Below are 25035 nucleotides of genomic sequence, written 5' to 3' on the forward strand. Positions count from 1 at the left end.
CGGACCGCCCCGTCCGGACCGTGCTACGGTGTTCGCGACCACACGGGTGTCCCAGGAGGGGCTGAGATCGGACTGTCACTGTCCGGACCGTAGAACCTGACCGGGTAATGCCGGCGAAGGAAGTGAGTACCGATGAAATCCTTGCAGCAATCCCCTGCCCACAGCCTGGAATTCCTCACGGGAGACGACGGCATCGCCGTGCCCGTGACGAGCATCCAGCTGGACGACTCGCCCGACGGCACTGCCAACGCCCCGTTCCAGGCGTACCGCACGGTGGGGCCGGGCAGCGAACCCGAGCATGGCCTGCCGGCCCTCCGCGCCGGCTGGATAGCCGCCCGCGGCGACGTCGAAGAGTACGAAGGGCGGCAGCGCGATCTGCTCGACGACGGCCGCTCGGCCGCACGCCGTGGCGCCGCCTCCGCGGAGTGGCGAGGTGCGCAGCGGCCGCCGCTGAAGGCACAACCCGGCCGGCGGGTGACCCAGATGCACTACGCCCGCGCCGGGATCGTGACCCCGGAGATGCGCTTCGTGGCACTCCGCGAGAACTGCCCGGTGGAACTCGTCCGCTCCGAGCTCGCCGCCGGCCGGGCGATCATCCCGGCCAACATCAACCACCCGGAATCCGAGCCGATGATCATCGGCAAGGCCTTCCTGGTCAAGATCAACGCCAACATCGGCAACTCGGCGGTGACCAGTTCCATCGCCGAAGAGGTGGACAAACTCCACTGGGCCACCCTGTGGGGCGCGGACACGGTCATGGACCTCTCCACCGGGGACGACATCCACACCACGCGCGAGTGGATCCTGCGGAACTCCCCCGTGCCGATCGGCACCGTGCCCATTTATCAGGCCCTGGAGAAGGTCAACGGCGACGCCTCGGCGCTCACCTGGGAGGTCTTCCGGGACACCGTGATCGAACAGTGCGAGCAGGGCGTGGACTACATGACCATCCACGCCGGGGTGCTCCTGCGCTACGTGCCGCTCACGGCGGACCGCGTCACGGGCATCGTCTCCCGCGGCGGCTCCATCATGGCCGGCTGGTGCCTGGCGCACCACCGGGAGAACTTCCTCTACACCCACTTCGACGAACTCTGCGAGATCTTCGCGCAGTACGACGTCGCCTTCTCCCTGGGCGACGGCCTGCGCCCCGGCTCGACGGCGGACGCCAACGACGCCGCGCAGTTCGCCGAGCTGGACACGCTGGCTGAGCTCACCAAGCGGGCGTGGGAATACGACGTCCAGGTCATGGTCGAGGGCCCGGGGCACATCCCGTTCCACCTGGTCCGCGAGAACGTGGAACGCCAGCAGGAACTCTGCGACGGCGCCCCGTTCTACACGCTCGGCCCACTCGTGACGGACGTCGCCCCGGGTTACGACCACATCACCTCGGCCATCGGCGCCACGGAGATCGCCCGCTACGGCACTGCCATGCTGTGTTACGTCACGCCCAAGGAGCATCTGGGGCTGCCGAACAAGGACGATGTGAAGACCGGCGTGATCACGTACAAGATCGCGGCCCACGCGGCGGACCTGGCCAAGGGCCACCCGGGGGCACACGAACGGGACGACGCCTTGTCCAAGGCCCGGTTCGAGTTCCGCTGGAAGGATCAGTTCTCGCTGTCCCTCGACCCCGCCACGGCCGAAGCGTTCCATGACGAGACGCTGCCCGCCGAACCGGCCAAGACGGCGCACTTCTGTTCGATGTGCGGGCCGAAGTTCTGCTCCATGAGGATCTCCCAGGACATCCGGCGGGACTTCGGTTCGCGGGAAGCCCAGGAGGCCACGGTGGAGGAAGCCCTGGCTCAGGAAGCCCTGGCCGGGATGGCGGCGAAGAGCCGGGAATTCCGGTCCCAAGGCGGCAAGGTCTACGTGGAATCGATCCCGGTGGGCGCGCCCCAGGACTGAGTCGCAGGAATGCGGGGTCGCTTGCTGCCGGATGATCCGTCCGGAGCCGGCAGGAAGTGACCCCCGCAGTGCGTTTAAGGTTTAAGGCAGTGCGCCTCAGGCGGTGCGGCGGAGAAAATCCTTGATGGCGGCCGCGCCCTCGAAGGAGTCCTGTGGCCGGTGACCGCCTGGCGCCACGACGTGTTCCGCGCCGGACTCGGCCAGGAGCCGTGCGGTGCGTTCGTATGCCGGCTCCCACCCGCCGGAGAGCACGAGCATCGGAACACCCGGGATGATCGCGCCTTCGGTCCCCTGGGGACGGGGCGCGGTGAGATCCGGCAGCCACGGTTCGCACAGGACGAGGGCCCGCACCAGTGAGGGATGCTCGACGGCGGCCTGCACGGCCGCCGTCGAACCCTCGCCATGCGCCACGAGGGCGGACGGCACCTCGGCCAGGGTGCCGAGGACCGCCTCGGCGTCGAGCGCCTGACCGTCCGGCTGCTTCAGGAACAGCGCGTCGAACTCGAGCGCCAGTCCGTGCTGCCGTGGCCAGGCGGCGGCCCCGGACGCGTCACGCCCGGGGACGAAGACCACCCGGGGCAGCGCGCCGGTGCTGTTCAGGACCAAACCTTATTTGCCCAGGAACTTCTCGAAGCCCTTGGGGAGCTCCATGGTGGACGGGTCGAAGTCCTGCGCCTGCTGCCCGAACGCCGCGCCGGACGGGGCGCGGTTCGCCTTCCGGGCCTCGGCTTCGCGCAGTTCCTGAGCGGCCTTCGCCGGGTTGCCCGAGCGGGCCTTCTTCTTACCGGCGTTCTTCTTGGCCGCCTTGCGAGCCGTTCCGCCACCGGCGCCCATCGACATGCCAGGCATCCCCGGCATACCGCCCTGCGCCATCTTCTTCATCATCTTCTGGGCCTGGCCGAAGCGCTCCAGGAGGCCGTTGACCTCGGAGACGTGCACGCCGGAACCACGGGCGATACGGGCGCGGCGCGAGCCGTTGATGATCTTCGGCGCCACACGCTCGTGCGGGGTCATGGAGCGGACCATCGCCTCGACGCGGTCGATTTCGCGCTCGTCGAACTGCTCCAGCTGCTGACGCATGTTCTGCGCGCCCGGCATCATCATGAGCATCTTCTTCATCGAGCCCATTTTGCGGATCTGCTGCATCTGGGCGAGGAAGTCGTCGAAGGTGAAGTCCTCCTGGTCGGCGAACTTCTTCGCCATCCGGGCGGCTTCGTCCTTGTCCCAGTTCTGCTCGGCCTGCTCGATCAGGGACAGGATGTCGCCCATGTCCAGGATGCGGGAGGCCATGCGGTCCGGGTGGAAGAGCTCGAAGTCGTCCACGCCTTCGCCGGTGGAGGCGAACATGACCGGCTTGCCGGTGACCGACGCGACGGAGAGCGCGGCGCCACCGCGGGCGTCGCCGTCGAGCTTGGACAGCACGACGCCGGTGAAGTCGACGCCCTCGTGGAAGGCATTCGCCGTGTTGACGGCATCCTGGCCGATCATCGCGTCGATGACGAACAGGACCTCGTCAGGGTTGATCGCCTCACGGATACGGCGCGCCTGGTCCATCATCTCGGCGTCCACGCCGAGGCGGCCGGCGGTGTCCACGATGACCACGTCGTGCAGCTTCTGGCGGGCCTCGGCCACGCCGGCCTCCGCGACGGCGACCGGATCGCCGGTGGGGACGTCGAACTCGCTGGTGGTGCCCGGGTGCGGTGCGAAGACCGGCACGCCGGCGCGCTGGCCGACCACCTGGAGCTGCGTCACGGCGTTGGGGCGCTGAAGGTCACATGCCACCAGCAGGGGGCTGTGGCCCTGGCCCTTGAGCCACTTGGAGAGCTTGCCGGCCAGGGTGGTCTTACCGGCGCCCTGCAGACCGGCGAGCATGATCACGGTGGGCGGGTTCTTGGCCAGACGCAGGCGGCGGGTCTCGCCGCCCAGGATCGTGACGAGCTCCTCGTTGACGATCTTGACGATCTGCTGGCTCGGGTTCAGCGCAGCGGAGACCTCGGCGCCGAGGGCGCGCTCCTTCACGCGGGAGGCGAACTCACGCACCACGGGCACGGCGACGTCGGCATCCAGCAGGGCGCGACGGATCTCGCGCACGGTGGCATCGACGTCGGCCTCGCTCAGGCGGCCTTTGCCGCGGAGGTTCTTGAACGTCGCTGTGAGCCGGTCAGAGAGTGAATTGAACACGCGCCGCGCACTTCTTTCGGATGGAGGTTCTAGGACTTCGCCCAGGTGCGGGAACGAACCCCTCACCGGGCCCCGCGCCAGGGTGGCACGGGCTTTCAGCTTTCTAGGGTACCAAGTCGGACTGACGAGATGGCATGCTGGCATGGTGACCAGTACGCGACGCGCCCGGCGATCCCGGGCCCAGGACATCAAGACACTGCTCATCCTCGGCGCCTCGGGCGACCTCACGGGACGGCTCCTGCTCCCGGGGCTCGCTTCCCTGGTCTCCGCCGGGCGGGCGCCCGGGCTCACCCTGGTGGGTGCGGGGACCGAGCCCTGGACGCCCAGCAAGTGGCAGCGGCGGCTCGCGAAGGCCCTCCCCCTGGACGCCGGCGAGGAGGCGAGCGCCCACTGGAAGGAGCTCATGGCCACCTCGCAGTACCGCCAGGTGGATGTGACCGCGCCCGGCGCCCTGGCCGGCCTGCTCGCGTCGTTGGACGGCCCCGTGGCAGTCTTCTTCGCCCTGCCGCCGCGCATCAGCCAGCTCGCCTGCGAATCGCTCTCCCCCGAGGAGGTTCCCTTCGGTACGCGCCTGGTCCTCGAAAAGCCGTTCGGCTCGGACGCGGCCTCGGCCCGCGAGCTCAACGGCACCCTGCGCCGCCTGGTTCCCGAGGAGCACATCCACCGGGTGGACCACTTCCTCGGCAAGTCCACGGTGCTCAACATCATCGGCATGCGCTTCGCGAACCGCTTCTTCGAGCCGCTGTGGAACCGGGACAACGTCGCCGAAGTGGAGATCGCGTTCGAGGAGGACCTCGCCCTGGAGGGCCGTGCGGGCTATTACGACTCCGCGGGAGCGCTGCGTGACATGATCCAGAGCCACCTGCTCCAGGTGATGGCGCTCATGGCCATGGAACCTCCCGCGACGCTCAGCGAGCGCGATCTGCGGGACGGCATCGCCACGGTCCTGCGCGCCAGCCGCGTCGCCACGCCGTTCCGGCGCAACACGCGCCGCGCCCGGTACACCGCCGGCAGGATCGGCGGCCGGAAGGTCCCCGACTACGTCGCCGAAGAGGGCGTGCACCCGGACCGTGAGACCGAGACGTTCGCCGAGGTCCGCGTCGAGATCAACAACACCCGCTGGGCCGGGGTGCCGTTCATCCTGCGGACCGGCAAGGCCATGGGCACGCGCCGCAAGGAGGCCGTGGTCCGCTTCCGTCCGCTGGCGCATCTGCCGGCCGGCTTCAGCGGCACGGACCAGCCGGACGAACTGCGCATCGGTTTCGGGCCGGACACCCTGAGCATCGGCCTGGACGTCACGAGCGCCGGGAACGGCTTCGAACTCTCCCGGGCGGAGCTGGCCACCGAACTGCACTCCTCGGCCCTGCTGCCCTACGGCGAAGTCCTGGACGGCGTGCTGCACGGCGACCCGCTGCTCTCCGTGCGCGCCGACGTGGCGGAGGACTGCTGGCGGATCGTGGACCCCGTCCTGTCCGCGTGGTCCCACGGGCGCGTCCCGCTCGAGGACTACCCGGCGGGGTCCCAGGGGCCGGTCACCGAGAGCTGACCCCCCACCCCCTTGAACGCACGACGACGGCGACGCACCCTGGCCGGGTGCGTCGCCGTCGTCGTGGGGGGAGGTGATCGTGCTGGGGAGGTTTTCGCCTCCCGCCGGGCGGGAGGCCGGAACAGCTCCGCTAAATGGCGGCTGCTCCGCGTTCTCCGGTCCGGACCCGGACCGCTTCGTACACGTCCACGGACCAGACCTTGCCATCACCGGCGCGGCCGGTGTTGGAGCTGGCGATGATGACGTCCACGACGTCATCCGCCGTCTCATCCGTGGCCAGGACCTCCACCCGCAGCTTCGGCAGGAGGTTCACGTTGTACTCGGCCCCGCGGTACACCTCGGTGTAGCCGCGCTGTCGGCCGTAGCCGCTGGCCGCGCTCACCGTGAGTCCCTGGACCCCGTACGCTTCAAGACCTTCGCGGATGCTCTCGAGCTTCTCCGGGCGGACGATTGCCGTGACGAGTTTCATGCGTCAACACTCTCCTTGCGATCCTTGCCTGCGCTCTTCTTGGATCCGGCGGAATTCCGCTGGAACTCTGCTGCCCGGCGGTCCAGCGCCTCAGAGATGGCGTCCAGCGAACCGTGCGGCTGGAAGGTGCCACCCTGACCGGCGATGCCGAACTCGTAGGCCGACTCCGCGTGGAGGGACAGGTCCACGCCGATCTCCTCCTGCTCCTCCGAGACCCGGAAGCCGAGCGTCTTGTGGATGGCGAAGCCGATGATGGCCGTCAGGACCGCGGTGTAGACGATGGAGAAGCCTGCCGCCGCCAGCTGCGACCACAGCTGGTCCCAGCCGCCGCCGTAGAAGAGGCCGGCGCGGGAGCCTTCGAGCGGGATGGCGATGAAGCCGAGCGCGACGGTGCCGATGATGCCGGAGACCAGGTGGACACCCACCACGTCCAGGGAGTCGTCGTAACCGAAGCGGAACTTGAGGCCGACTGCCAGGGCGGAGGCCACACCGGCCACGATGCCCAGACCGATGGCGCCCACCGGGCTGACGTTGGCACAGGCGGGGGTGATGGCGACCAGACCCGCGACCACACCGGATGCGGCGCCCAGCGAGGTCGGGTGGCCGTCACGGATGCGCTCGGTCACGAGCCAGCCGAGCATGCCAGCGGCCGGAGCGGCGAGGGTGTTGATCCAGATGAGGCCGCCCTGCTGCGCGGTGGTGGCGGCGCCGGCGTTGAAGCCGAACCAGCCGAACCAGAGGATCGCCGCACCGAGCATGACGAACGGGATGTTGTGCGGGCGGTGGTTCGGGTCCTTGCCGAAGCCGCGGCGGTTGCCGATGATCAGGACGAGGATGAGGCCTGCGACACCAGCGTTGATGTGCACCACGGTGCCGCCGGCGAAGTCGATGGCCGGGCCGAGCGCCTTGCCGATGGCGCCGTCGGGGCCGAAGAGACCGCCGCCCCACACCATGAACGCGATCGGGCAGTAGACCAGGGTCACCCAGACCGGCACGAAGAGCGCCCAGGCGCCGAACTTCGCACGGTCCGCGATGGCGCCGGAGATCAGGGCCACCGTGATGATGGCGAAGGTGGCGGCGTAGCCGGCCTTGATCAGGCCGTCAGGGGTGCTGACGTTCTCCAGACCGAAGGTGGCGAAGGGGTTGCCGAACAGTTCGAACACGCCTTCGCCGCCGCTCATGGAGGATCCCCAGAGGACCCACACCACGCCAACGATGCCGATGGAGATGAAGCTCATCATCATCATGTTCAGGGCAGCTTTGGCACGGGTCATGCCGCCGTAGAAGAATGCCAGGCCGGGCGTCATGAACAACACCAGGGCCGCAGCCACCATGACCCACACATTGCTGGCGGTAAGTTCCATGGCTTTCGGTCCTTTCTCGAAGGGGCACTCTCGCGAGGTGCCCGTGGTTCTCTCTGACGCCGGGGCGTCCTGCATTCAACTTTCGGCGTTCCGTGTTTCACCTGGCCTGGTGGTTCATTGCGTGGTTGTTACGCTTCCGGCCCGGGCGTAAAGGGTCGGTGTCGGAAACGTTTCCGGCATGTTTCACGGCCAGGTTCGCGGCCCCGGGACGCACGAAGGCCCCGCAGGCGTTCGCCTGCGGGGCCTTCGGAAGGGATCCGGAGTTCTGTGGTCCGGAGAAATGCTCAGTCGAGCAACGCGTCGACGAACGCCTCGGGGTCGAACGGCGCCAGATCGTCGGGGCCCTCGCCGAGGCCCACGAGCTTCACCGGGACGCCCAGGGTGCGCTGGATCGCGACGACGATGCCGCCCTTGGCGGTGCCGTCGAGCTTGGTGAGCACGATGCCACTGATGTCCACGACCTCGGAGAACACCTTGGCCTGGGTGAGGCCGTTCTGGCCCGTCGTCGCGTCCAGGACCAGGAGTACCTCGTCCACCTCGGCCAGCTTCTCGATGACGCGCTTGACCTTGCCGAGCTCGTCCATCAGACCGGTCTTGTTCTGCAGGCGGCCGGCGGTGTCCACCATGACCACGTCGACTTCCTGCTCGATGCCTGCCTTCACGGCCTCGTAGGCGACCGACGCCGGGTCGGCGCCTTCAACGTCGGACTTGACGGTGGGCACGCCCACGCGCTCGCCCCAGGTGGTGAGCTGTTCGGCGGCGGCGGCGCGGAAGGTGTCCGCGGCGCCCAGGAGCACGTCCTTGTCCTCGGCGACGAGCACACGGGCCAGCTTGCCGACCGTGGTGGTCTTGCCGACGCCGTTGACACCCACCACGAGCACGACGGCGGGGCGCTCGGCATGGCGGGTCACGTTCAGGGCGCGGTCCATGGACGGGTCGACGAGCTTGAGGAGCTCCTCGCGCAGCATGGCGCGGACCTCGGCGGTGTCACGGGTGCCCATGACCTTCACGCGGGCGCGGAGCGCATCCATCAGCTCCGTGGTCGGCTCGGTGCCGAGGTCGGCCAGGAGGAGGGTCTCCTCGATCTCGTCCCAGGTGTCCTCGTCGATGCGGTCGCTGGAGAGCAGGGCGAGCAGGCCCTTGCCCAGGATGTTGCCGGAGCCGACCAGGCGGGCCCGGAGACGGTTCAGGCGGCCGGCCACCGGCGCGGGGCGCTCCACGAGCGGCGCGGCGGGCAGGACCTCCTCGACGGGCTCTTCGACGAGCGTGCCCGCGGAGGGCGAGGTGGCGGCGTCGTGCGCGGCGGCCGCTTCGTCGTCGCGGTCCAGGACGGCGGTGCCGCCCGAGGAGGGACGCACGGGATCGTTCGCGTCACGCGTGCTGGTGTACTTCCGGGAGTTGCGGCCCTTGAGAAGCAGCGGGACCGCCAGGCCGATGACCACCAGGGCGCCGACGATGGACAGGATCACGGGAAGGAGGACGTCATTCACCCCCCTAGCTTCTCACGCGGGCTACTCCCCCATGCGCTGTGAGATCACCGTGGTGACGCCGTCGCCGCGCATCGTGACGCCGTAGAGGGCGTCCGCCACCTCCATGGTGCGCTTCTGGTGCGTGATCACGATCAGCTGGCTGGACTCCCGCAGCTCCTCGAAGATCGTGATGAGGCGGCCGAGGTTGACGTCGTCCAGGGCGGCCTCCACCTCGTCCATGACGTAGAACGGCGAGGGGCGCGCCTTGAAGATCGCCACGAGAAGCGCCACGGCTGTCAGAGACCGTTCGCCGCCGGACAGCAGGGACAGGCGCTTGATCTTCTTGCCGGCGGGCCGGGCCTCGACCTCGATGCCGGTGGTGAGCATGTCATCCGGATCGGTCAGGACCAGCCGGCCCTCGCCGCCGGGGAACAGCCGCCCGAAGACGTGCACGAACTGCTCCGACGTGTCAGCGAACGCCTGGGAGAAGACCTCCTGCACGCGGGCGTCCACTTCCTTGATGATGTCCAGAAGGTCCTTGCGGCTCGCCTTCAGGTCCTCGAGCTGCGTGTTGAGGAACTGATGGCGTTCCTCCAGCGCGGCGAACTCCTCGAGCGCCAGCGGGTTGATCTTGCCCAGCGAGGACAGGTCCTTCTCGGCGCGCTTGAGACGTTTCTCCTGCTCAGCACGGACGAAGGGCACGCCCGTGGGGATGGGATTGCCCTCATCATCCACCTCCTGCCGCAGCTCGGCCCACTTGTCCTGGGCGCCGTCCACCGACGGCACGGGGAGGTGGGGCCCGAATTCGGCCACGAGCTCCTCCGGTCCGAGTCCGAGTTCGTCGATGGCACGCTGCTCCACGGCCTCGATCCGCGCGCGCTGCTGGGTGAGTGCGAGCTGGTCACGGTGCGCGGACCCGGTCAGCTCCGCGAGTTCCCGGGCCAGGGCGTCGTTCCCGGCGCGCAGGCCTCCGAGGAGAGTGTCGTATTTGCTGCCGTCCTCTTCCACGCGGGCGAGTTCCGCGGCGGCGGATTCGACGGAGCGGTCCGCCACCAGGACGGCCTGCCGTGCGGCCTCCGCGACGGCGGCCGCACGGGCAGCTTGCCGACGGCGGCGCTCGGCACGGACCACGGCTTCCTGCTGGGCCCGGCGTTCGCTCGCGGCCGCGCGCTCCAGTCCTGCCGCCCGGCGTTCGCCGTTGGACAGCTGTTCCTCGGCCGTGCGCAACGCGAGCCGGGCATCCACTTCCATGGCCCGGACCTCACGGGCGCGGGTCTCCAGCGTCTCCCGCTGGTCCTGGATCGCTTCACCCTCCTGCGACTGGGAGGCGTCCTCGTGGGCCCGGGTCAGCTGGGCCGCGAGGGTTTCCAGGCTCTCGTTCTCCTGGGCAAGGGTCTTCTGAGCCCGGTCGCGGGTCTCGCGCAGACGTTCGGCCTCGGCGGTGATGGAGCGCAGCTGCCCCTTGAGGCTGCCGAGTTTCTCGGCGGAGGCGGCGAGGGTGGCGTCGGACTCGTGCAGGCGGTCCAGGGCGGCGTCGGCCCGTTCCCTGGCTTGCTCGAGCTGGTCCGCGAGACCCTTGCGGGCGAACCGCAGCCGCTCGAGCTCCGAAGTCACAGTGCTGAGCCGCTGCTCGGTCTCCTCGAGGGCCGTCTGGGTTTCCAGGAGCGAGCCGCTCGCCGGGGAACCGCCGCTCGCGGTGTGGGCGGAGAGGACGTCGCCCTCGCGCGTCACCACGGTGGAGTCCGGTGCCGCCGCCAGGATCCTGCCGGCCGCCTGGAGGGTCTCGGCGATGAGGACGGACTCCAGCAGCCGGAGCACCGCTTCCCCGCCGGGGCCATGGGCGGTCACGACGGCGCGTGCGGGCACGGCGTCGGCAGGCACAGCGCCCTCGGGCCTCTCCGTCGGCTCGGTCCCTGCCGGGCCGTCCTGCTCGCCAGGACGCCCGATCAGGACGTTCGCTCGTCCGGCGTCCTCGTCCTTGAGCTGTTCGAGCGCGCGGGCGGCGCCCTCCACCCCGTCCGCGACGAGCGCCTCGGCGAACGGTCCCAAGGCCGCGGCGATGGCGGCTTCGTGACCCGGCGTGACCTTGACGGCGTTCGCGATGCTCCCGAGGATCCCGGGATGGCCTTCCAGACGGGCACTGCCGTCCCGGGGCGCCGTGGCCTGGCGGAGCGCCTCGATCCGGGCGCCGAGCGCGGCGAGCTGGTGCTCGGCGTCGCGCTGTTCCGCGGCGAGCCGTTCGTCCTGCGCTTCGAGAGTTTCCAGGGCGTCGGCGGCCTGCTCGTACTCGCTGTCCAGGTCCTGCTCGCCGGACTCGCTGTCCGCGAGTTCGGCTTCCTGGGACGCGAACTCGGCTTCCGCCGTCGCGCGGCGACGTTCGCATTCCAGCAGGGAGTCGTGGATGCGGCCAAGCTCCGCCTCGACGGACTGCACGCGCGACCGCGCGGCGCCCACCTTGCCGCTCAGGGTGGCGAGCGACTCCCGGCGGTCCGCGGCGGCCCGCAGCGCAGCGGTCACCCGGGCGTCCTCGGCCCGCGCGAGCGCTTCGGCTTCCGCCCGCTGGTTCACGACGACGTCGAGCATCTCCTTCAGCTGCTCCACCTCGGCGGCGATCCGGGCGGCTTCCTCCCGGGCCCGGACGGCCTGCTGCTCCATCTGCTCGGCGTCATTGTGACGTGTCACGGGCTCCGAGCTGCCCAGCAGGCGGTGGCGCTCGGTGGCGAGCTGACCGAGGCCGCGCAGGCGTTCCCGGGCGGTGGTCAGCTGGTGCCAGGTCGCGCGGGCCTGGGTGATCCGCGGGGACATCGCGGCGGCCGACTGCTCGGCGAGGGACTGCTGTTCGCGGCCCTGCGCGAGATCCGCCTCGACCACGGCGATCCGCTCCCGGAGCGCCTGCTCGCGGGCGGCGTCGGACTCGAGCTCCCCGGTGAGTCGCACCAGATCGTCCGCGAGAAGACGCGCCTTGGCGTCCCGCAGTTCGCTCTGCACGGTCTGGGCCCGACGCGCGACGGCGGCCTGCCGCCCGAGCGGTCCGAGCTGGCGGCGCAGCTCGGCGGAGAGGTCGCTGAGGCGCTGAAGATTGCCCTGCATGGCGTCGAGCTTGCGGAGCGTGCGCTCCTTCCGGCGGCGGTGCTTCAGGATGCCGGCGGCCTCCTCGATGAAGCCGCGGCGGTCCTCCGGGGTGGCGTGGAGGATGCGGTCCAGCTGGCCCTGCCCCACGATCACGTGCATCTCGCGGCCGAGGCCCGAGTCGGACAGGAGCTCCTGGATGTCGAGAAGGCGGCAGCTGGTCCCGTTGATGGCGTACTCGCTGCCGCCCGTGCGGAAGAGCGTGCGGGAGATGGTGACTTCGCTGTAATCGATGGGCAGGGCGCCGTCGGCGTTGTCGATGGTGAGCGAGACGTGGGCGCGGCCCAGTGGCGGGCGCCCGGAGGTCCCGGCGAAGATGACGTCCTCCATCTTGCCGCCGCGCAGGGTCTTGGCGCCCTGCTCCCCCATGACCCAGGCGAGGGCGTCCACCACATTGGACTTACCACTGCCGTTGGGCCCCACGATGGCCGTCACGCCCGGCTCGAACGTGAAGCTCGTAGCCGAGGCGAAAGACTTGAAGCCACGGATGGTGAGGTTCTTCAGGTGCACGGTGGTGGGGACTCTCTGGCCGGCTCAGGACGGGTTGGAGGAATACGCGTCCCCCAAGACTATCCCGGGATGGCGGGGATTCTGAGGGTGGCGCGGTGGGGCGGAGGGCTTGGTCAGGCGGCTCGGGGCCGGGGCGGCGGCCGCTAGTCCGCCCGCCGCCCCCGCGGCACCGGCTGGCACTTGGGGCAGAAGTACGAGGAGCGGTTCATGAACGACGCGCGACAGATGAGCGTCTCCCGGCCCTCGGCGGCGCAGCGCAGGCACGGCCGCCCTTCCCGTCCGTAAGCGTTCAGGGACCGGGAGAAGTACCCCGATGCCCCGTTCACGTTCACATACAGGGAGTCGAAGCTGGTGCCGCCCGCGGCCAGGGCTCGTTCCATGACCTCGCGGCACGCGTCGAGGAGCCGGAACGTCTCGGGCCTCCGCAGGGTCGCCGTCGAGCGTTCGCCGTGCAGACGCGCGGCCCACAGCGCCTCGTCGGCGTAGATGTTGCCCACGCCGGACAGGAGGTTCTGGTCCAGCAGGGCTCGCTTGACGGTACTGCGCCGGCGGATGAGCACCCGGTGCACTGCTTCGGGATCAAAGTGAGGATCGAGCAGGTCCCGGGCGATGTTCCGGACCTCGCCGGGCAGCAGAGGCGCCTCGGAACCACGCCCGCCGGGCAGCCCGTCGAGGGTCGGCACGAGAGAGGTCACCGACAGCCCACCGAAGATGCGCTGGTCCACGAACCGCAGCTCGTCCGGCATCCCGGCGCTCGGGCTGAGGGACAGACGGACCTTCAAGTGCTTCTCGTGCGGGGCGTCCGGCTCTTCGAGGAGCAGCTGGCCGCTCATGCCCAGATGGGCTAGGAGCGCGGTGGCCGGAAACGGGCCGGGACGATCGGTCTCTCCCCCGGCCGGCTCGAGCAGAAGCCAGAGGTACTTGCCGCGGCGGACCGCCGCGTTGATGCGGGCGCCGCCGAGGGAGGAGGTGAAGTGGGAAGGCGCGCCGTCGTGGCGGCGGATGCTCCGCGCGTCGAGCACTTCCGCGTGTTCGATGCGGCGGCCGACCGCCCACCGCTCCAGGCCGGAGCGCACCACCTCGACTTCGGGCAGTTCAGGCATGGATCAGGATTCGACCGGAGCGGGGTTCAGCTGACGCCAGGCGTCACCCGCGGCTTCCTGTTCGGCTTCCTTCTTGGAGTTGCCGTGGCCGGTGCCGTAGGCGGTGCCACCCATCATGAGCACGGCCTGGAAGACCCGGGCGTGATCCGGGCCGGAGCCGGTGACGTCGTAGATCACGGGGCCGAGCTGACGGCTGGCCGCGTACTCCTGGATGTAGGTCTTCCAGTCGGTGGCCGCGCCCAGGGCGGCGGCATCCGTCAGGAGGGGACCCATCAGGCGCATGACCATGTCCCGCGCGACGTCGATCCCGTGGTTGAGGTAGCAGGCGCCGATCAGGGCTTCCATCGTGTCCGCGAGGATCGACGCCTTGTCCATCCCGTTGGTGCGCTTCTCGCCCTGGCCGAGGTAGATGTGCTCCCCGACGCCGAGCTGGCGCGCGACGCCGGCCAGCGCCCGGGTGCTGACGACGGCGGAGCGGCGCTTGGCCAGCTCGCCTTCCGGCAGATCCGGGTAATCACGGTACAGCGCGTCGGTCACGGAGAATCCCAGGATGGAGTCGCCCAGGAACTCCAGGCGCTCGTTGGTGGGGATCCCGCCGTTCTCGTAGGCATAGGACCGGTGTGTGAGTGCAAGACGAAGCGTCTCGGCGTCAAGAGTGACGCCGAGACGCTTCATCAGGTCTTCGGGTGAAGACGTCATATCAGCCGGGGGCGGATTAGACGTCAGCGACCTTGCGGCCCTTGTACTCCAGGAAGAGCTCGGTACCGGCGGAGTCGGTCACAACCTTGGCCTGGTGCGGCAGGCTGTAGGTGACGCGGCCGTTCTCAACGGTCTTCACCAGGTTGGGGGCGGCAGCCTTCCACTGGGAGCGGCGGGCACGGGTATTCGAGCGAGACATCTTCCGCTTGGGAACAGCCACGGCTAACTCTTTTCTCTCTCAGTCCATCTCTGAACTTGGGTCCAACACTGAATCAATCGGTTTTGCCGGTTTGGCCTTGCAAATTCGCGAGGGCAGCCCAGCGAGGGTCCAATACCTCGTGGTGGTGCCCCGGCTCGTCATCAAGGCGAATTCCGCATTCGGAACACAAGCCCTGACAATCTTCCCGGCACACCGGCTGGAAGGGCAGCGCAGTGACTACCGCATCCCGCAACACCGGCTCAAGATCGATCTCATCGTGCTCGACTCGACGTTGCTCTTCATCGTCTCCCTCTGCCGCGGACACGTGTTCCGGGTAGAAGAAAAGCTCTTGCACAGTGACGCGCTGGTCATACGCAAGGGGATCCAGGCAGCGGCCGCATTCGCCCTCGATGAGGACATCCGCGGTACCCGATACCAGAATTCCTTCGTGTACGGACTCCAGCCTCAAGTCCAGTTCCACGGGGGATCCTTCCTTGACGCCAATGAGCGGCACACCAAGATCACTTGGTGCTGGCACCTGCTCTTCCAGGGTCCGCATGCTGCCTGGGCTACGCCCAAGATCCTTGACGTCGATAGTCAAAGGTGTGCGGTGATCGCGTTTGATGAGAACTCCTGAAAGAACATAGGACCGACGAACCATCTTAGCGTGAGGCAGGCACTTGACTCAAACCGCAGGCGTGAGCCCGGTCCGTCCACCCAGAAATCCTACCCTTAACCGCCGGGTCTCAGCCCTTCGGCGCGCCGCCGCCAAGCCGCTTGAGCACGGCACGGGGCACGAAATCAGAGATGTCCCCGCCCAGCGAGTCCACTTCCTTGATGAGGGAGGAGGAGATGTGGGTGAAGCGGCCCTCCGCCGCGAGGAAGACCGTCTCCACGCCGGAGAGCTGCCGGTTCATGGTGGCCATCGGGAGTTCGTAGTCGAAATCGCTCGAGGAACGAAGGCCCTTGACGATGGCGCTGGCGCCGCGGCGGTGGCAGTACTCGGCGAGCAGTCCCTCCCCCATCGGCTCCACGATGATCCCGCTCAGATAGCCGAGCGTCTCCCTCGCCATGTCGAGCCGTTCCTCCAGCGTGAAGCGGTACTTCTTGGCAGGATTGGTCGACACGGCCACCACCACTTCATCGAAGATGTTCGCGGCACGCGCGATCACCTCGAGATGCCCATGATGGATGGGATCGAAGGAACCGGGGCACACAGCACGACGCATGTCTCGACGCTACAGCAGAGGCGCCCGGGATAGCATGACCGACAGGGGCGCGCCGCGCCTCCTCCCAGGGCCCACGACGTGATGCACGGGCGCGGACGCCCCGGAGCGGCACCATGCGAAGCAGGCACCTCACGTGACTCCAGCAGAAGACCTCACCTGGCTGACGGACTCCCCGTGGATGGACGCGGCCCGGGGAGCGAACCTCCTCGGCGCCGACGGCTCCCTGGGGACGACCATCTTCGAGGAGATGACGGGCCTGGCGGTCCGGCACCAGGCGATCAACCTGGGCCAGGGGTTCCCCGACGAGGACGGCCCCGGGCCCATCCGCGAGCTCGCCCAGGAGGCGATCGCCCGCGGCGAGAACCAGTACGCGCCGGGCAAGGGGATCCAGCCGCTCCGCGAGGCCATCGCCGGACATCAGCATCGCTTCTACGGGATCGGTCTCGATCCGGAGACCCAGGTGGTGGTGACCACCGGCGCCACCGAGGCGATCGCGGCGGCGATCCTCGCCGTCGTGCGTCCGGGTGATGAAGTGGTGACGTTCGAGCCCTTCTATGACTCGTACGGGGCGATGATCGCGCTGGCCGGCGGCGTGCACCGCACCGTCCCGCTGCGCGCCCCGGACTTCCAGCCGGAACCGGAGGAACTGGCCGCCGCGTTCGGTCCGCGGACGCGGCTGGTGATCCTCAACAACCCTCACAACCCGTGCGGTGTGGTGTTCGGGACGGAGGTGCTCGACCTGATCGTCGAGCAGGCCACGCGACATGACGCGGTGATCCTGAGCGACGAGGTCTACGAGCACCTGACCTTCGACGTGCCCCACGTGCCGATCGCGACGCGTCCCGGCGCCTTCGACCGCACCCTCACGGTCTCCTCGGCCGGCAAGACCTTCTCCTTCACCGGCTGGAAGGTCGGCTGGCTGAGCGGGCCCGCTCCCCTGGTCGCGGCCGCCCGGACCGTCAAGCAGTTCCTGAGCTACAGCTCGGGGACACCGTTCCAGGGCGCCGTGGCATCGGCACTCAATCTGGACGACTCCCTCTACCGTGGCTTCGCCGAAACGCTGCGCGGGAAGCGGGACCTCCTCTCGGACGGTCTGCGGGCCGCCGGCTTCACCGTCTACGAGCCGCAGGGCACCTACTTCGTCACCGTGGACACCGCTCCCCTGGGCTTCCATGACGCCGCCGCACTCGCGCGGCTGATGCCGGAACGTATCGGGGTGGCGGCCATCCCGCTCTCGGTCTTCTGCCACGACGACGGCGCACGCCGCACCGCGAGTCTGCTCCGCTTCGCCTTCTGCAAGCGTGAGCCGGTGCTCCGTGAGGCGGTCGCCCGCCTGAGCGGGCTGAGCGACGCGCTGGGCCAGTCCTCAGAGGTGAGCCGGTGAGCTCGCGGTACCTCCGGGCCAGCGGCGTCCACGCGAGCATCGAGCCGGACACCCTGGTGCCCGGCTCCGCGATCCTCGCACTGGGCGGCGCCGAGCAGTCCCACGTGAACCTGGCCGACCCGGGCCAGATCTTCTACGAGTACCTCGCCCGCATGGCCCACGCGACGGATCTCGTGGCGCCGCCCGCACAGCCCGTGACGGCCGCGCACCTCGGCGCCGGCGCCCTCACCCTGCCGCGGTATCTGCAGCACACGCGCCCCGGCTCGCGCCAGTGGGCCGTGGAACTGGAACGTGAGCTGCCGGACTTCGTCCTGACGGAACTGCCCCTGCCCGAGGGCACCCTGCTGGAGATGGCGCTGGGAGATGCGCGAGCGGAGTTCGCGGCGCTGGAACCGGAGGCCGACGGCGGGCCGCGGCGCTTCGACGTCGTGGTGCTGGATGTCTTCTCCGGTCCGGAAGCCCCGGCGCACCTCGCGTCGGCGGATTTCTACCGCGAAGTGGCGGAGCGGCTCGAACCGGGCGGGCTCTTCCTGGTCAATGTCGGCGACGACCCGCCCTTCACCCTCATCCGCAGCCAGGGCAAGGCACTCCTGGAGGTCTTCCCCGGCGGGGTCGCGGCCCTCTGCGAGACAGGCATGCTCGCCGCGCGCTACCCGGGCAACATCGTGTTCGCGGCCCGCGCCGAACCGTGGCCCGCCGCCTGGACGGACGCGCTCCTGGCCGCAGGACCCCACCCCGCCGCGGTCCTGAGCGGCATGGAGCTCGAAGACTGGCTGGGGTGAACTAGGGGGCCGCCCGGCGGGTGCTTTCCCGGAAGCGGCGCATCGCGCCTCGCAGCGAGGAACGAGCGCAGAGGCGGGTCTAAGCCGCGGGGGAAAACACCCGACGGGCGCACGTCAGACGAAGACCCGCCAGCCTCAGGAACGAACGCTCAGGCCGGCTCCGCGAACCACAGGGTCGTCTCGCCGTACTTCTTCTCCGCGAACCGCTCGAGCCCCGCGGGCCACCCCGGCTCGGGAGACCGCGAGCTCCGCTCGAGCACCACGACGGCGCCGTCCGACAGCCGCGGCACGAGCAGTTCCAGCACCCTCACCAGGTCCTCCTCGGTGAGCGGGTACGGCGGGTCGAGGAACACCAGGTCCCACGATCCCACGGCCGTCCGCTCCAGGAACGTGGCCACCTTGGCCCGCTGCACCGACGTCCGCAGCCCCTTGGCCGAAGCCGTCACCAGCTCGGCGTTCTTCTGGCACACCCGGGAGGCCTTCTCGTCGAAGTCCACGAGTGTCACCGAGGCGGCGCCACGGCTCCCGGCTTCCAGGCCGAGCGCTCCGGAGCCTGCGAAGAGGTCCAGCACCTCGGCGCCCTGCAGGATCCCGTACGACTCCAGGCGCGAGAACAGCGCCTCCTTGACCCGGTCGGTGGTGGGGCGCGTGGCCGTGCCCGGCACCGAGACCAGGCTCAGACCTCCGGCGGCGCCTGCGATGATCCGGCTCATGGGTTCCTTCCTTCGAGTGCTTCGCGGACCTCGGGTCCCGCCGCGCACCGGTGTCCGTGCTCAGCCCCGTTCAAGGAAGGCTTCCTTCTCAGGGTTCAGATAATTCTCCATCGCCACCCGGAGCGCCTGATGCTGCTGCAGGGTGGGGTCCTCGGCTACCAGATCCTGCGCGTCGTCCCGGGCCTCGGCGATGATCTTCTCGTCCTGGATGACCCGCAGCAGCTTGAGCGTCGACCGCCCGCCCGACTGCCGGGCGCCCAGGATATCGCCTTCACGCCGCAGCTTGAGATCCTCCTGGGACAGCGCGAAGCCGTCGGTCGTGGCGGCGACGGCGGTCAGCCGCTCCCTGCTGGGATGATCCGGTTCCAGCCGCGTCACCAGGAGGCACGTGCCCGGCAGGCCACCACGGCCCACCCGGCCGCGCAGCTGGTGCAGCTGGGAGATGCCGAAGCGGTCGGCGTCGAGGATCACCATGAGCGTCGCGTTCGGGACGTCCACGCCCACCTCGATCACCGTCGTGGACACCAGCACGCCGACCTCCCCGGCTGCGAAGGCGGCCATGGTGGCGGACTTCTCCTCGGGGGCCATGCGTCCGTGCAGGGCTTCGACCCGCACACCCTGGAGAGCCGGAGCCGCGCGGAGCGTCTCCAGCATGCCCACGACGCCGGCGAGCTGCTGCGTGCCCTGCTCACCGCCGGCCGGGTCGGCGAGGCCCTCGCCGCCGTCGTCGTTGGAGATGTCACCATCGCCGATCTTGGGGCACACGACGTACACCTGGCGTCCGGCGTCGACCTCTTCCCGGGCCCGCTGCCAGAGCCGCGCCTCCCAGGACGGGTGTTCCTGCAGTCCCACCACATGGGTGACGATCGGCGCACGTCCGGCCGGCAGCTCGTCCAGCACCGAGGTCTCCAGATCGCCGAAGACCGTCATGGCCACGGTGCGCGGGATGGGGGTGGCCGTCATGACGAGCAGGTGCGGCGGGGCGTCCGCTTTGGCGCGGAGGGCGTCCCGCTGCTCCACACCGAAGCGGTGCTGTTCGTCCACCACCACGAGCCCGAGGTCGAAGAACGTCACGTTCTCCCCCAGCAGGGCATGCGTGCCCACCACGATGTCCGCGTCGCCCGAGGCCGCATCCAGGAGCGCCTGGCGGCGTGCCGCCGTCGAGAGGGAACCCGTGAGGAGGGCGACGCTCACGGAGGGGCCGTCGCCGGGGCCGAGGAGGCCGTCGCGCGCGAGGGTTCCGAGGGTCCTGCGGATCGACTCGGCGTGCTGAGCGGCGAGGACCTCCGTGGGGGCGAGGAGTGCGGCCTGACCGCCCGAATCCACCACCTGAAGCATCGCCCGGAGCGCCACGAGCGTCTTTCCCGAACCCACGTCGCCCTGCAGAAGCCGGTTCATGGGATGGGAGGTCGCCAGGTCGCGGGAGAGCTCCTCGCCCACACGCCGCTGTCCCGCGGTGAGCGTGAACGGAAGCTGGGCGTCGAAGACCTGGAGCGCGCCGTCGAGCCTTCCGGGACGGGAGGTGGCCACCTCCTGCGCCATCTCCGCGCGGCGACGGGCCAGCGCCGTCTGGAGGACCAGCGCCTCCTGGTACCGGAAGCGGTGACGCGCACGCCAGTAGTCCTCGGCCGTGGCGGGCTGGTGAATCATCCGGTACGCCTCGGACAGCCCGGGAAGGTGCTTCCGGCGGCGGATCTCCGCGGGGATCGGGTCGCCCCAGCCGCCGGTGTCCACCCGGTCCAGCACGATCCCGACGGCCCGCTGGACGGTCCAGGAACTCACCTTCGCGGTGGCCGCGTACACGGGGATCGGCATCCGCGCGAGAGCCTCGGCGTCCGCGGTGCTCGTGACCGCCTCGTCCAGCAGGATGAAGTCCGGATTGGTGAGCGTGAGTTTGCCGGCATAGGAGCCGACCCGGCCGGAGAACAGCGCCAGCACGCCCGGCTGGAGCTGCTGCTTCGCCTTGAAGCCGTTGAAGAAGCTCAGCTTCACGGAGGAGAGCGCCGGCCCGAACTCGTCCTCGGCATCGCTGATCACCACTTCGGTGATGGAGCCGCGACGGGCGCGCATGGTGCGGGTGCTGCTCGAGATGACGCGGGCGAGAATCGTGACGTCCTCATCGAACGGCAGGGTCTCGATGCTGCTCAGCTCTCCGCGGTCCAGGTACCGGCGCGGGAAGTCGTCCAGGAGGTCCGCCACGGTGTGCAGGCCCAGATTCTTCTCCAGGCTCCCGGCCACGCGCTTGCCGAGAAGGAGCTCAAGCGAGGTGTGCTGTTCCATGGGTCATCATCTCCGGCCGGAGGGGTCCAGGACCGCGGGCACGCGTGCGTTCCGCCGTCCCATTCAGGACTCGCGGGGGGCGGCCAGCTCCGACAGGGTGACGTTGGCGGGCTCGCCCAGGGCGTTGATCAGTTCGAGCACCGGGGCGGGATCCGCCGCATGCACGTGGACGCGCCAGCGGTAGCTGAGTTCGCCTTCCTGCACATCGACGCCGTCGCGGTGCCCGGTCACGGCCTTCACCGGCGAGATGATGACGGACTCACCGATCTCGTCGAGGCGCTGCCGGAGGGTGGCGGCGTCCAACGGCGACAGCTCGATGGTGCACATGACCTCGTAGCCGTCGTCGGCGGGCATGTCCCCGTGGATGTGCGGGAACTCGGTCTGGTAGCCGTGCAGCTCGTCCCAGGCGGTCTCGCTCGTCTGCGTGCCCAGGATGGTGCCGCGCAGGCAGTCCAGGACCAGCAGGAACCCGACGGCGCCGGCGTCCACCACCTGGGCCTGGCGCAGTGCGCCGAGCTGCTCCTCCGTGCGGACCACGGCCTGCTGCACCGTCTCCACCACGTGGTTCAGGGACTGGGCAAGGGCCAGATTGCTGTCGTCGCCGTTGAGGGCGGAGTCCATCTCCTCGGCGGCGTCGGCCGCGGCCGCGAGCGCCGACAGCATGGTGCCCTCCACCGGCTCGCTCAGCGCGGACCAGCAGCGCATCCTGGCCCGCCGCAGACCGGAGGCCAGCAAGGGGGCGCTGAGGCGGGTGTGGCCCTGTACGGATTCCGCGAGCGCGGCGAGGAAGACGGCCAGGAGGGTGCCGGAGTTCCCGCGGGCGTTCTCCATGGCGGCGCCTGCGGCATCGGCGAGCACGACGCCGACGTCGTTGCCGACCGGGTATTCCTCAGGACCGATGGCGCGTGCCGCGGCCCGGAGGGTCAGATAGAGGTTGGTTCCGGTGTCGCCGTCGGCCACCGGGAAGATGTTGATGGCATTCAGTCGGTCGCTGTGATTGCCCACCACCTGCTCCGCGGTGCAGAGCCAGCGCCTCATCGCCTGAGCGTTGGCGGCAATCTTATGGTGCCCCAAAGTGATCCCATCCTCGCGTCGCGTGCCCTGCTGCGTCCCCGTCATCGGTGCGGATCCGGGAACCGTGTTCCTGTCCAGGCGGGGTGGGCACCACTGAGCCTACAACAGTGAAGCTGTCCGGCACGGGACCGTTTCCTGGGAAAGTGCTGAGGAGGCAGAAGTCCTCGCCCCCGCCCTGGATCCACCCCCGGACCAGGTCTTCCGCGGATTCGCCGGACCCCGGCACGGCGGCCAGCAGCTCGGCCGCGGGGCGCAGTTCCGGGCCGAAGACGGCCAGCAGGAGGGGGTCGAGTTCGAGAGTGACGCCGCTCGCCCGGGCAAGCCTCCCGGAGTCCTTCAGCAGCCCATCCGAGACGTCCATCATGGCCGTGGCGCCCGCCGCCAGGGCCGCCGCTCCACTGCCGAGAGGCGGGCACGGCCGGCACTGGGCATCCATCAGAGCACGCTGGTCCGGCGTGAGATCCCCCACGGGGACGGCGCTCTCCAGGAGGGACCACCCGGCGGCGGCACGGCCGGGCCTTCCGGCCACCGCGACGACGTCACCGGCCGAGGCCCCCGAGCGCAGTCCGACCTTCCCGGCCACCTCCCGGCCCATCGCCGTGGCGGTCACCGAGATCTCCCGGCCACGGCCGAGGTCACCCCCGACGACGGCGACCTCCGCCCCCAGCGCGCGCACGGCGTCGTGCACTCCGCGGGCGAAGTCCTCCACCCAGGCGACGGGCGTCTCCGGGGGCAGGGTGAGACTGATGAGCAGCGAGTGGGGCTCCGCGCCCATGGCGTTGATGTCGCTCAGATTCTGGGCCGCGGACTTCCACCCGACGTCGTGACCGGTGCTCGCATAGCCGTTGTTCCAGCGGAGGCGGAAGTCCTGGTCCTGCGTCTGGGTGTCGATCGAGACCACCACGCTGCCGCCCGGCGTCGAGACCACAGCGGCGTCGTCCCCGGGACCCAGGAGGGTGGCGGGGCCCTGCGGCAGGAGGGGGAAGATCCTCGCGAGGAGGCCCGACTCCCCCACGGCGGCGACGGTCGGCTGGTTCTCTGGCACACGGCAACGCTATCCAACTTCCGGCCCGGAGCGTCAACCGCTCCCGGGGCGGACCAGTCATCCGGCGCGGGAAGTCCGGGCGGAGCCGCCGTGCGAAGGTCCCCTGACAAGGGCTCCCAGCGAAGCTCGGTAGGCTGGTGCCATGCGTGTCACCCGTCCTGCCCCGCGGTCCGCGGCCCGGAAACTTCCGAAACCGGCGGCCCTGCTGGCCCTCTCGCTGGGCTCCGTGCTGGCCCTGAGCGCCTGCTCACCCGCCGTCGACGTCACCCCGGCCAAGGATGCCGCCAACCCGGATTGCGCTCCGATGATGGTGGCGCTTCCGGACAAGATCGGCGACGCGGCGCTGCGGAAGACGAATGCCCAGGCCACGGCCGCGTGGGGCGACCCGTCCCTGGTGATCCTGCGCTGCGGCGTCACCCCGCCCGGTCCCACGAAGGACCGCTGCGCCACCGTGAACGGCGTGGACTGGGTCATCAAGGAGGGCGAGAAAGGCAGCCCGATCTACACCCTGACGACCTTCGGCCGGACCCCCGCCGTCGAGGTGCTCCTGGATCCGGGGAAGATCTCGTCCGCCACGGTGCTGGCCGATCTCTCGGCGCCCGCCAGCAAGATCAAAGCCACCAAGAAGTGCGTGGGCCAGGAGGATCTGCAGAACCTCCCGGGCAGCGGCAAGTAGGCGGTCGCCCCACACAGGGAAGACCGCACTGACGGCGAAGGCCCCCACCGCGAACGGTGAGGGCCTTCCGTGTGCCTGGCTCAGCGTATGCCGCTCAGCGCAGTCGGCTCAGCGCAGCCCGGTCTTGCGGTGCAGCGCCAGATGGATGAGCTCGTCGATCAGCTCGGTGTAGCTCAGGCCCGTCGCGGCCCACATCTGCGGGTACATGCTCTTCGGAGTGAAGCCGGGCAGCGTGTTGATCTCGTTGATGATGAACTCGCCGTCCGGGGTGTAGAAGAAGTCCACGCGGCTCAGTCCCTCGGCGCCGATCGCGTCGAAGGCGACGCCCGCGAGCTTCCGGACCTCGGCGATGGCCTCCTCCGGCAGATCCGCCGGGCAGCTGAGCGACGCGGCGTTGTCCACGTACTTGGCCTGGAAGTCGTAGAAGGAGTGCTCCCCCACGGCCACGGCGATCTCGGCGGGCAGCGAGGCGCGCGGTTCGTCGGTGCCCCGGCCTTCCAGCACGGCGCACTCGATCTCCCGGCCCACGATCCCGGCTTCGATCACCAGCTTCGGATCGTGCCTGCGGGCTTCCTCGATGGCGGCGTCCAGATCCTCCACGCGGTCCACCTTGGAGATGCCCATGCTGGAACCGGCCCGGGCGGGCTTGACGAAGACGGGGAAGCCCAGTTCTTCCACCTGGCGGCGCACCCCGGCGGCGTCACGGAGCCACTGACGGTCGGTCACGGCGAGGTACGGTCCGACCTTCAGACCCGCGGCCTCGAAAACGACCTTCATGAAGTGCTTGTCCATGCCGATGGCCGAGGCCAGCACGCCGGCGCCGACATAGCGGGTGTCGCTGAGCTCGAGCAGGCCCTGGATCGTGCCGTCCTCACCGAACGGCCCGTGCAGGAGCGGGAAGACCACGTCCACCTGTCCCAGTTCGGTGGGGACCTGATCGGGCGCCGCCACGATCAGCTGGTGCTCTCCGCCGATCTCGGCCAGGGCCACGGTGGCCTCCCCGGGGGTGACCTCGGGCAGGGCGTCCGCGGTGAGCGACCACTGGTCGAGGTCCGCCTCGGGCAGGACCCACTGGCCCGTCTTGGCGATGCCGATCGGGATCACATCGTACTTCTCCCGGTCGATGGCTCCCAGCACGCCCGCTGCGGTGACACAGCTGACGGCGTGCTCACTGGAGCGTCCTCCGAAGAGGACGGCGATGCGGGGCTTCCGGGCGTCAGTCACAGTGGTTCCGTTCGGGTCGTCGATGGTGCGGGTCGTCAGTGGTGCGGATGGTTG

The 25035-nt window shown here is 69.6% G+C and carries 21 protein-coding genes and 1 riboswitch; of the genes, 5 read left to right on the forward strand and 16 right to left on the reverse strand.

The genetic code is table 11. The features are described 5' to 3' along the window. Positions 1-32: 32 nt before the first annotated feature. Positions 33-139, forward strand: a riboswitch (TPP riboswitch). Next, entirely contained in the window at positions 133-1905 is a 1773-nt protein-coding gene (gene thiC, locus P9849_RS10030; RefSeq protein WP_278266674.1) for a phosphomethylpyrimidine synthase ThiC, read from the forward strand. Its footprint overlaps the riboswitch before it by 7 nt. Before the next feature lie 96 nt (positions 1906-2001). Here the strand turns inward: thiC and P9849_RS10035 are convergent, their stop codons facing one another. Both P9849_RS10035 and ffh read right to left on the reverse strand, forming a co-directional pair. Continuing rightward, positions 2002-2511, reverse strand: coding sequence for a hypothetical protein (locus P9849_RS10035; RefSeq protein WP_278266675.1), 510 nt, complete (start codon positions 2509-2511; stop codon positions 2002-2004). A 3-nt stretch (positions 2512-2514) separates the two neighbouring features. Continuing rightward, positions 2515-4086, reverse strand: coding sequence for a signal recognition particle protein (gene ffh / locus P9849_RS10040; RefSeq protein WP_278266676.1), 1572 nt, complete (start codon positions 4084-4086; stop codon positions 2515-2517). Positions 4087-4228: 142 nt separating this feature from the next. Here ffh and P9849_RS10045 point away from each other — a divergent pair, with 142 nt between their 5' ends. Beyond that, positions 4229-5632 (forward strand): glucose-6-phosphate dehydrogenase, encoded by a 1404-nt coding sequence (locus tag P9849_RS10045; protein ID WP_278266677.1) that lies wholly within the window; start codon positions 4229-4231, stop codon positions 5630-5632. A gap of 130 nt (positions 5633-5762) precedes the next feature. On the opposite strand, the gene P9849_RS10050 is transcribed toward P9849_RS10045, so the two are convergent. The 9 genes from P9849_RS10050 to coaD form a co-directional block, all read right to left on the reverse strand. Further along, positions 5763-6101 carry a P-II family nitrogen regulator gene (locus P9849_RS10050; RefSeq protein ID WP_066210740.1) on the reverse strand — a complete coding sequence of 113 codons (339 nt, stop codon included), beginning with the start codon at positions 6099-6101 and terminating at the stop codon, positions 5763-5765. Beyond that, entirely contained in the window at positions 6098-7465 is a 1368-nt protein-coding gene (locus tag P9849_RS10055) for an ammonium transporter (RefSeq protein ID WP_278266678.1), read from the reverse strand. Before P9849_RS10055 ends, P9849_RS10050 begins: the two co-directional genes overlap by 4 nt. A 284-nt stretch (positions 7466-7749) precedes the next feature. After that, complete coding sequence (gene ftsY, locus P9849_RS10060; RefSeq protein WP_278266679.1) at positions 7750-8955, reverse strand: signal recognition particle-docking protein FtsY; 1206 nt, start codon at positions 8953-8955, stop codon at positions 7750-7752. A 21-nt stretch (positions 8956-8976) separates the two neighbouring features. Then, on the reverse strand, positions 8977-12573 hold the full coding sequence (gene smc / locus P9849_RS10065; RefSeq protein WP_278266680.1) for a chromosome segregation protein SMC: 3597 nt from the start codon (positions 12571-12573) through the stop codon (positions 8977-8979). Between the two features lie 143 nt (positions 12574-12716). Beyond that, on the reverse strand, positions 12717-13676 hold the full coding sequence (gene mutM, locus P9849_RS10070; protein ID WP_278266681.1) for a bifunctional DNA-formamidopyrimidine glycosylase/DNA-(apurinic or apyrimidinic site) lyase: 960 nt from the start codon (positions 13674-13676) through the stop codon (positions 12717-12719). A 3-nt stretch (positions 13677-13679) separates the two neighbouring features. Continuing rightward, complete coding sequence (gene rnc, locus P9849_RS10075) at positions 13680-14375, reverse strand: ribonuclease III (protein ID WP_278266682.1); 696 nt, start codon at positions 14373-14375, stop codon at positions 13680-13682. A 16-nt stretch (positions 14376-14391) separates the two neighbouring features. Further along, positions 14392-14595 (reverse strand): 50S ribosomal protein L32, encoded by a 204-nt coding sequence (gene rpmF, locus P9849_RS10080; RefSeq protein ID WP_066210751.1) that lies wholly within the window; start codon positions 14593-14595, stop codon positions 14392-14394. A gap of 52 nt (positions 14596-14647) precedes the next feature. Further along, complete coding sequence (locus P9849_RS10085; protein WP_347567897.1) at positions 14648-15235, reverse strand: YceD family protein; 588 nt, start codon at positions 15233-15235, stop codon at positions 14648-14650. Positions 15236-15320: 85 nt separating this feature from the next. Further along, positions 15321-15803, reverse strand: a complete 483-nt coding sequence (gene coaD, locus P9849_RS10090; protein WP_208189183.1) for a pantetheine-phosphate adenylyltransferase — start codon at positions 15801-15803, stop codon at positions 15321-15323. Positions 15804-15981: 178 nt separating this feature from the next. Between coaD and P9849_RS10095 the strand changes: the two genes are divergently transcribed. Together P9849_RS10095 and P9849_RS10100 are read left to right on the forward strand one after the other, a co-directional pair. Further along, entirely contained in the window at positions 15982-17187 is a 1206-nt protein-coding gene (locus P9849_RS10095) for an aminotransferase class I/II-fold pyridoxal phosphate-dependent enzyme (protein WP_278269146.1), read from the forward strand. Next, on the forward strand, positions 17184-17969 hold the full coding sequence (locus tag P9849_RS10100) for a fused MFS/spermidine synthase (protein ID WP_278266684.1): 786 nt from the start codon (positions 17184-17186) through the stop codon (positions 17967-17969). The genes P9849_RS10095 and P9849_RS10100 overlap by 4 nt, the downstream gene beginning before the upstream one ends. Before the next feature lie 149 nt (positions 17970-18118). On the opposite strand, the gene rsmD is transcribed toward P9849_RS10100, so the two are convergent. The 4 genes from rsmD to thiL form a co-directional block, all read right to left on the reverse strand. Beyond that, positions 18119-18682, reverse strand: a complete 564-nt coding sequence (gene rsmD, locus P9849_RS10105; protein WP_278266685.1) for a 16S rRNA (guanine(966)-N(2))-methyltransferase RsmD — start codon at positions 18680-18682, stop codon at positions 18119-18121. A 60-nt stretch (positions 18683-18742) separates the two neighbouring features. Next, positions 18743-20962, reverse strand: coding sequence for an ATP-dependent DNA helicase RecG (locus P9849_RS10110; RefSeq protein WP_278266686.1), 2220 nt, complete (start codon positions 20960-20962; stop codon positions 18743-18745). A 63-nt stretch (positions 20963-21025) separates the two neighbouring features. After that, entirely contained in the window at positions 21026-22000 is a 975-nt protein-coding gene (locus P9849_RS10115) for a DAK2 domain-containing protein (protein ID WP_278266687.1), read from the reverse strand. Positions 22001-22022: 22 nt separating this feature from the next. Next, complete coding sequence (gene thiL, locus P9849_RS10120; protein ID WP_278266688.1) at positions 22023-23081, reverse strand: thiamine-phosphate kinase; 1059 nt, start codon at positions 23079-23081, stop codon at positions 22023-22025. 142 nt (positions 23082-23223) lie between these two features. Between thiL and P9849_RS10125 the strand changes: the two genes are divergently transcribed. Continuing rightward, positions 23224-23757 carry a DUF3515 domain-containing protein gene (locus P9849_RS10125; RefSeq protein WP_278266689.1) on the forward strand — a complete coding sequence of 178 codons (534 nt, stop codon included), beginning with the start codon at positions 23224-23226 and terminating at the stop codon, positions 23755-23757. A gap of 108 nt (positions 23758-23865) precedes the next feature. On the opposite strand, the gene P9849_RS10130 is transcribed toward P9849_RS10125, so the two are convergent. Further along, positions 23866-24981 carry a D-alanine--D-alanine ligase family protein gene (locus P9849_RS10130; protein ID WP_278266690.1) on the reverse strand — a complete coding sequence of 372 codons (1116 nt, stop codon included), beginning with the start codon at positions 24979-24981 and terminating at the stop codon, positions 23866-23868. Positions 24982-25035 lie beyond the last annotated feature (54 nt).

Source organism: Arthrobacter sp. Y-9 (genome assembly GCF_029690065.1).
Classification (GTDB): Bacteria; Actinomycetota; Actinomycetes; order Actinomycetales; family Micrococcaceae; genus Arthrobacter_E.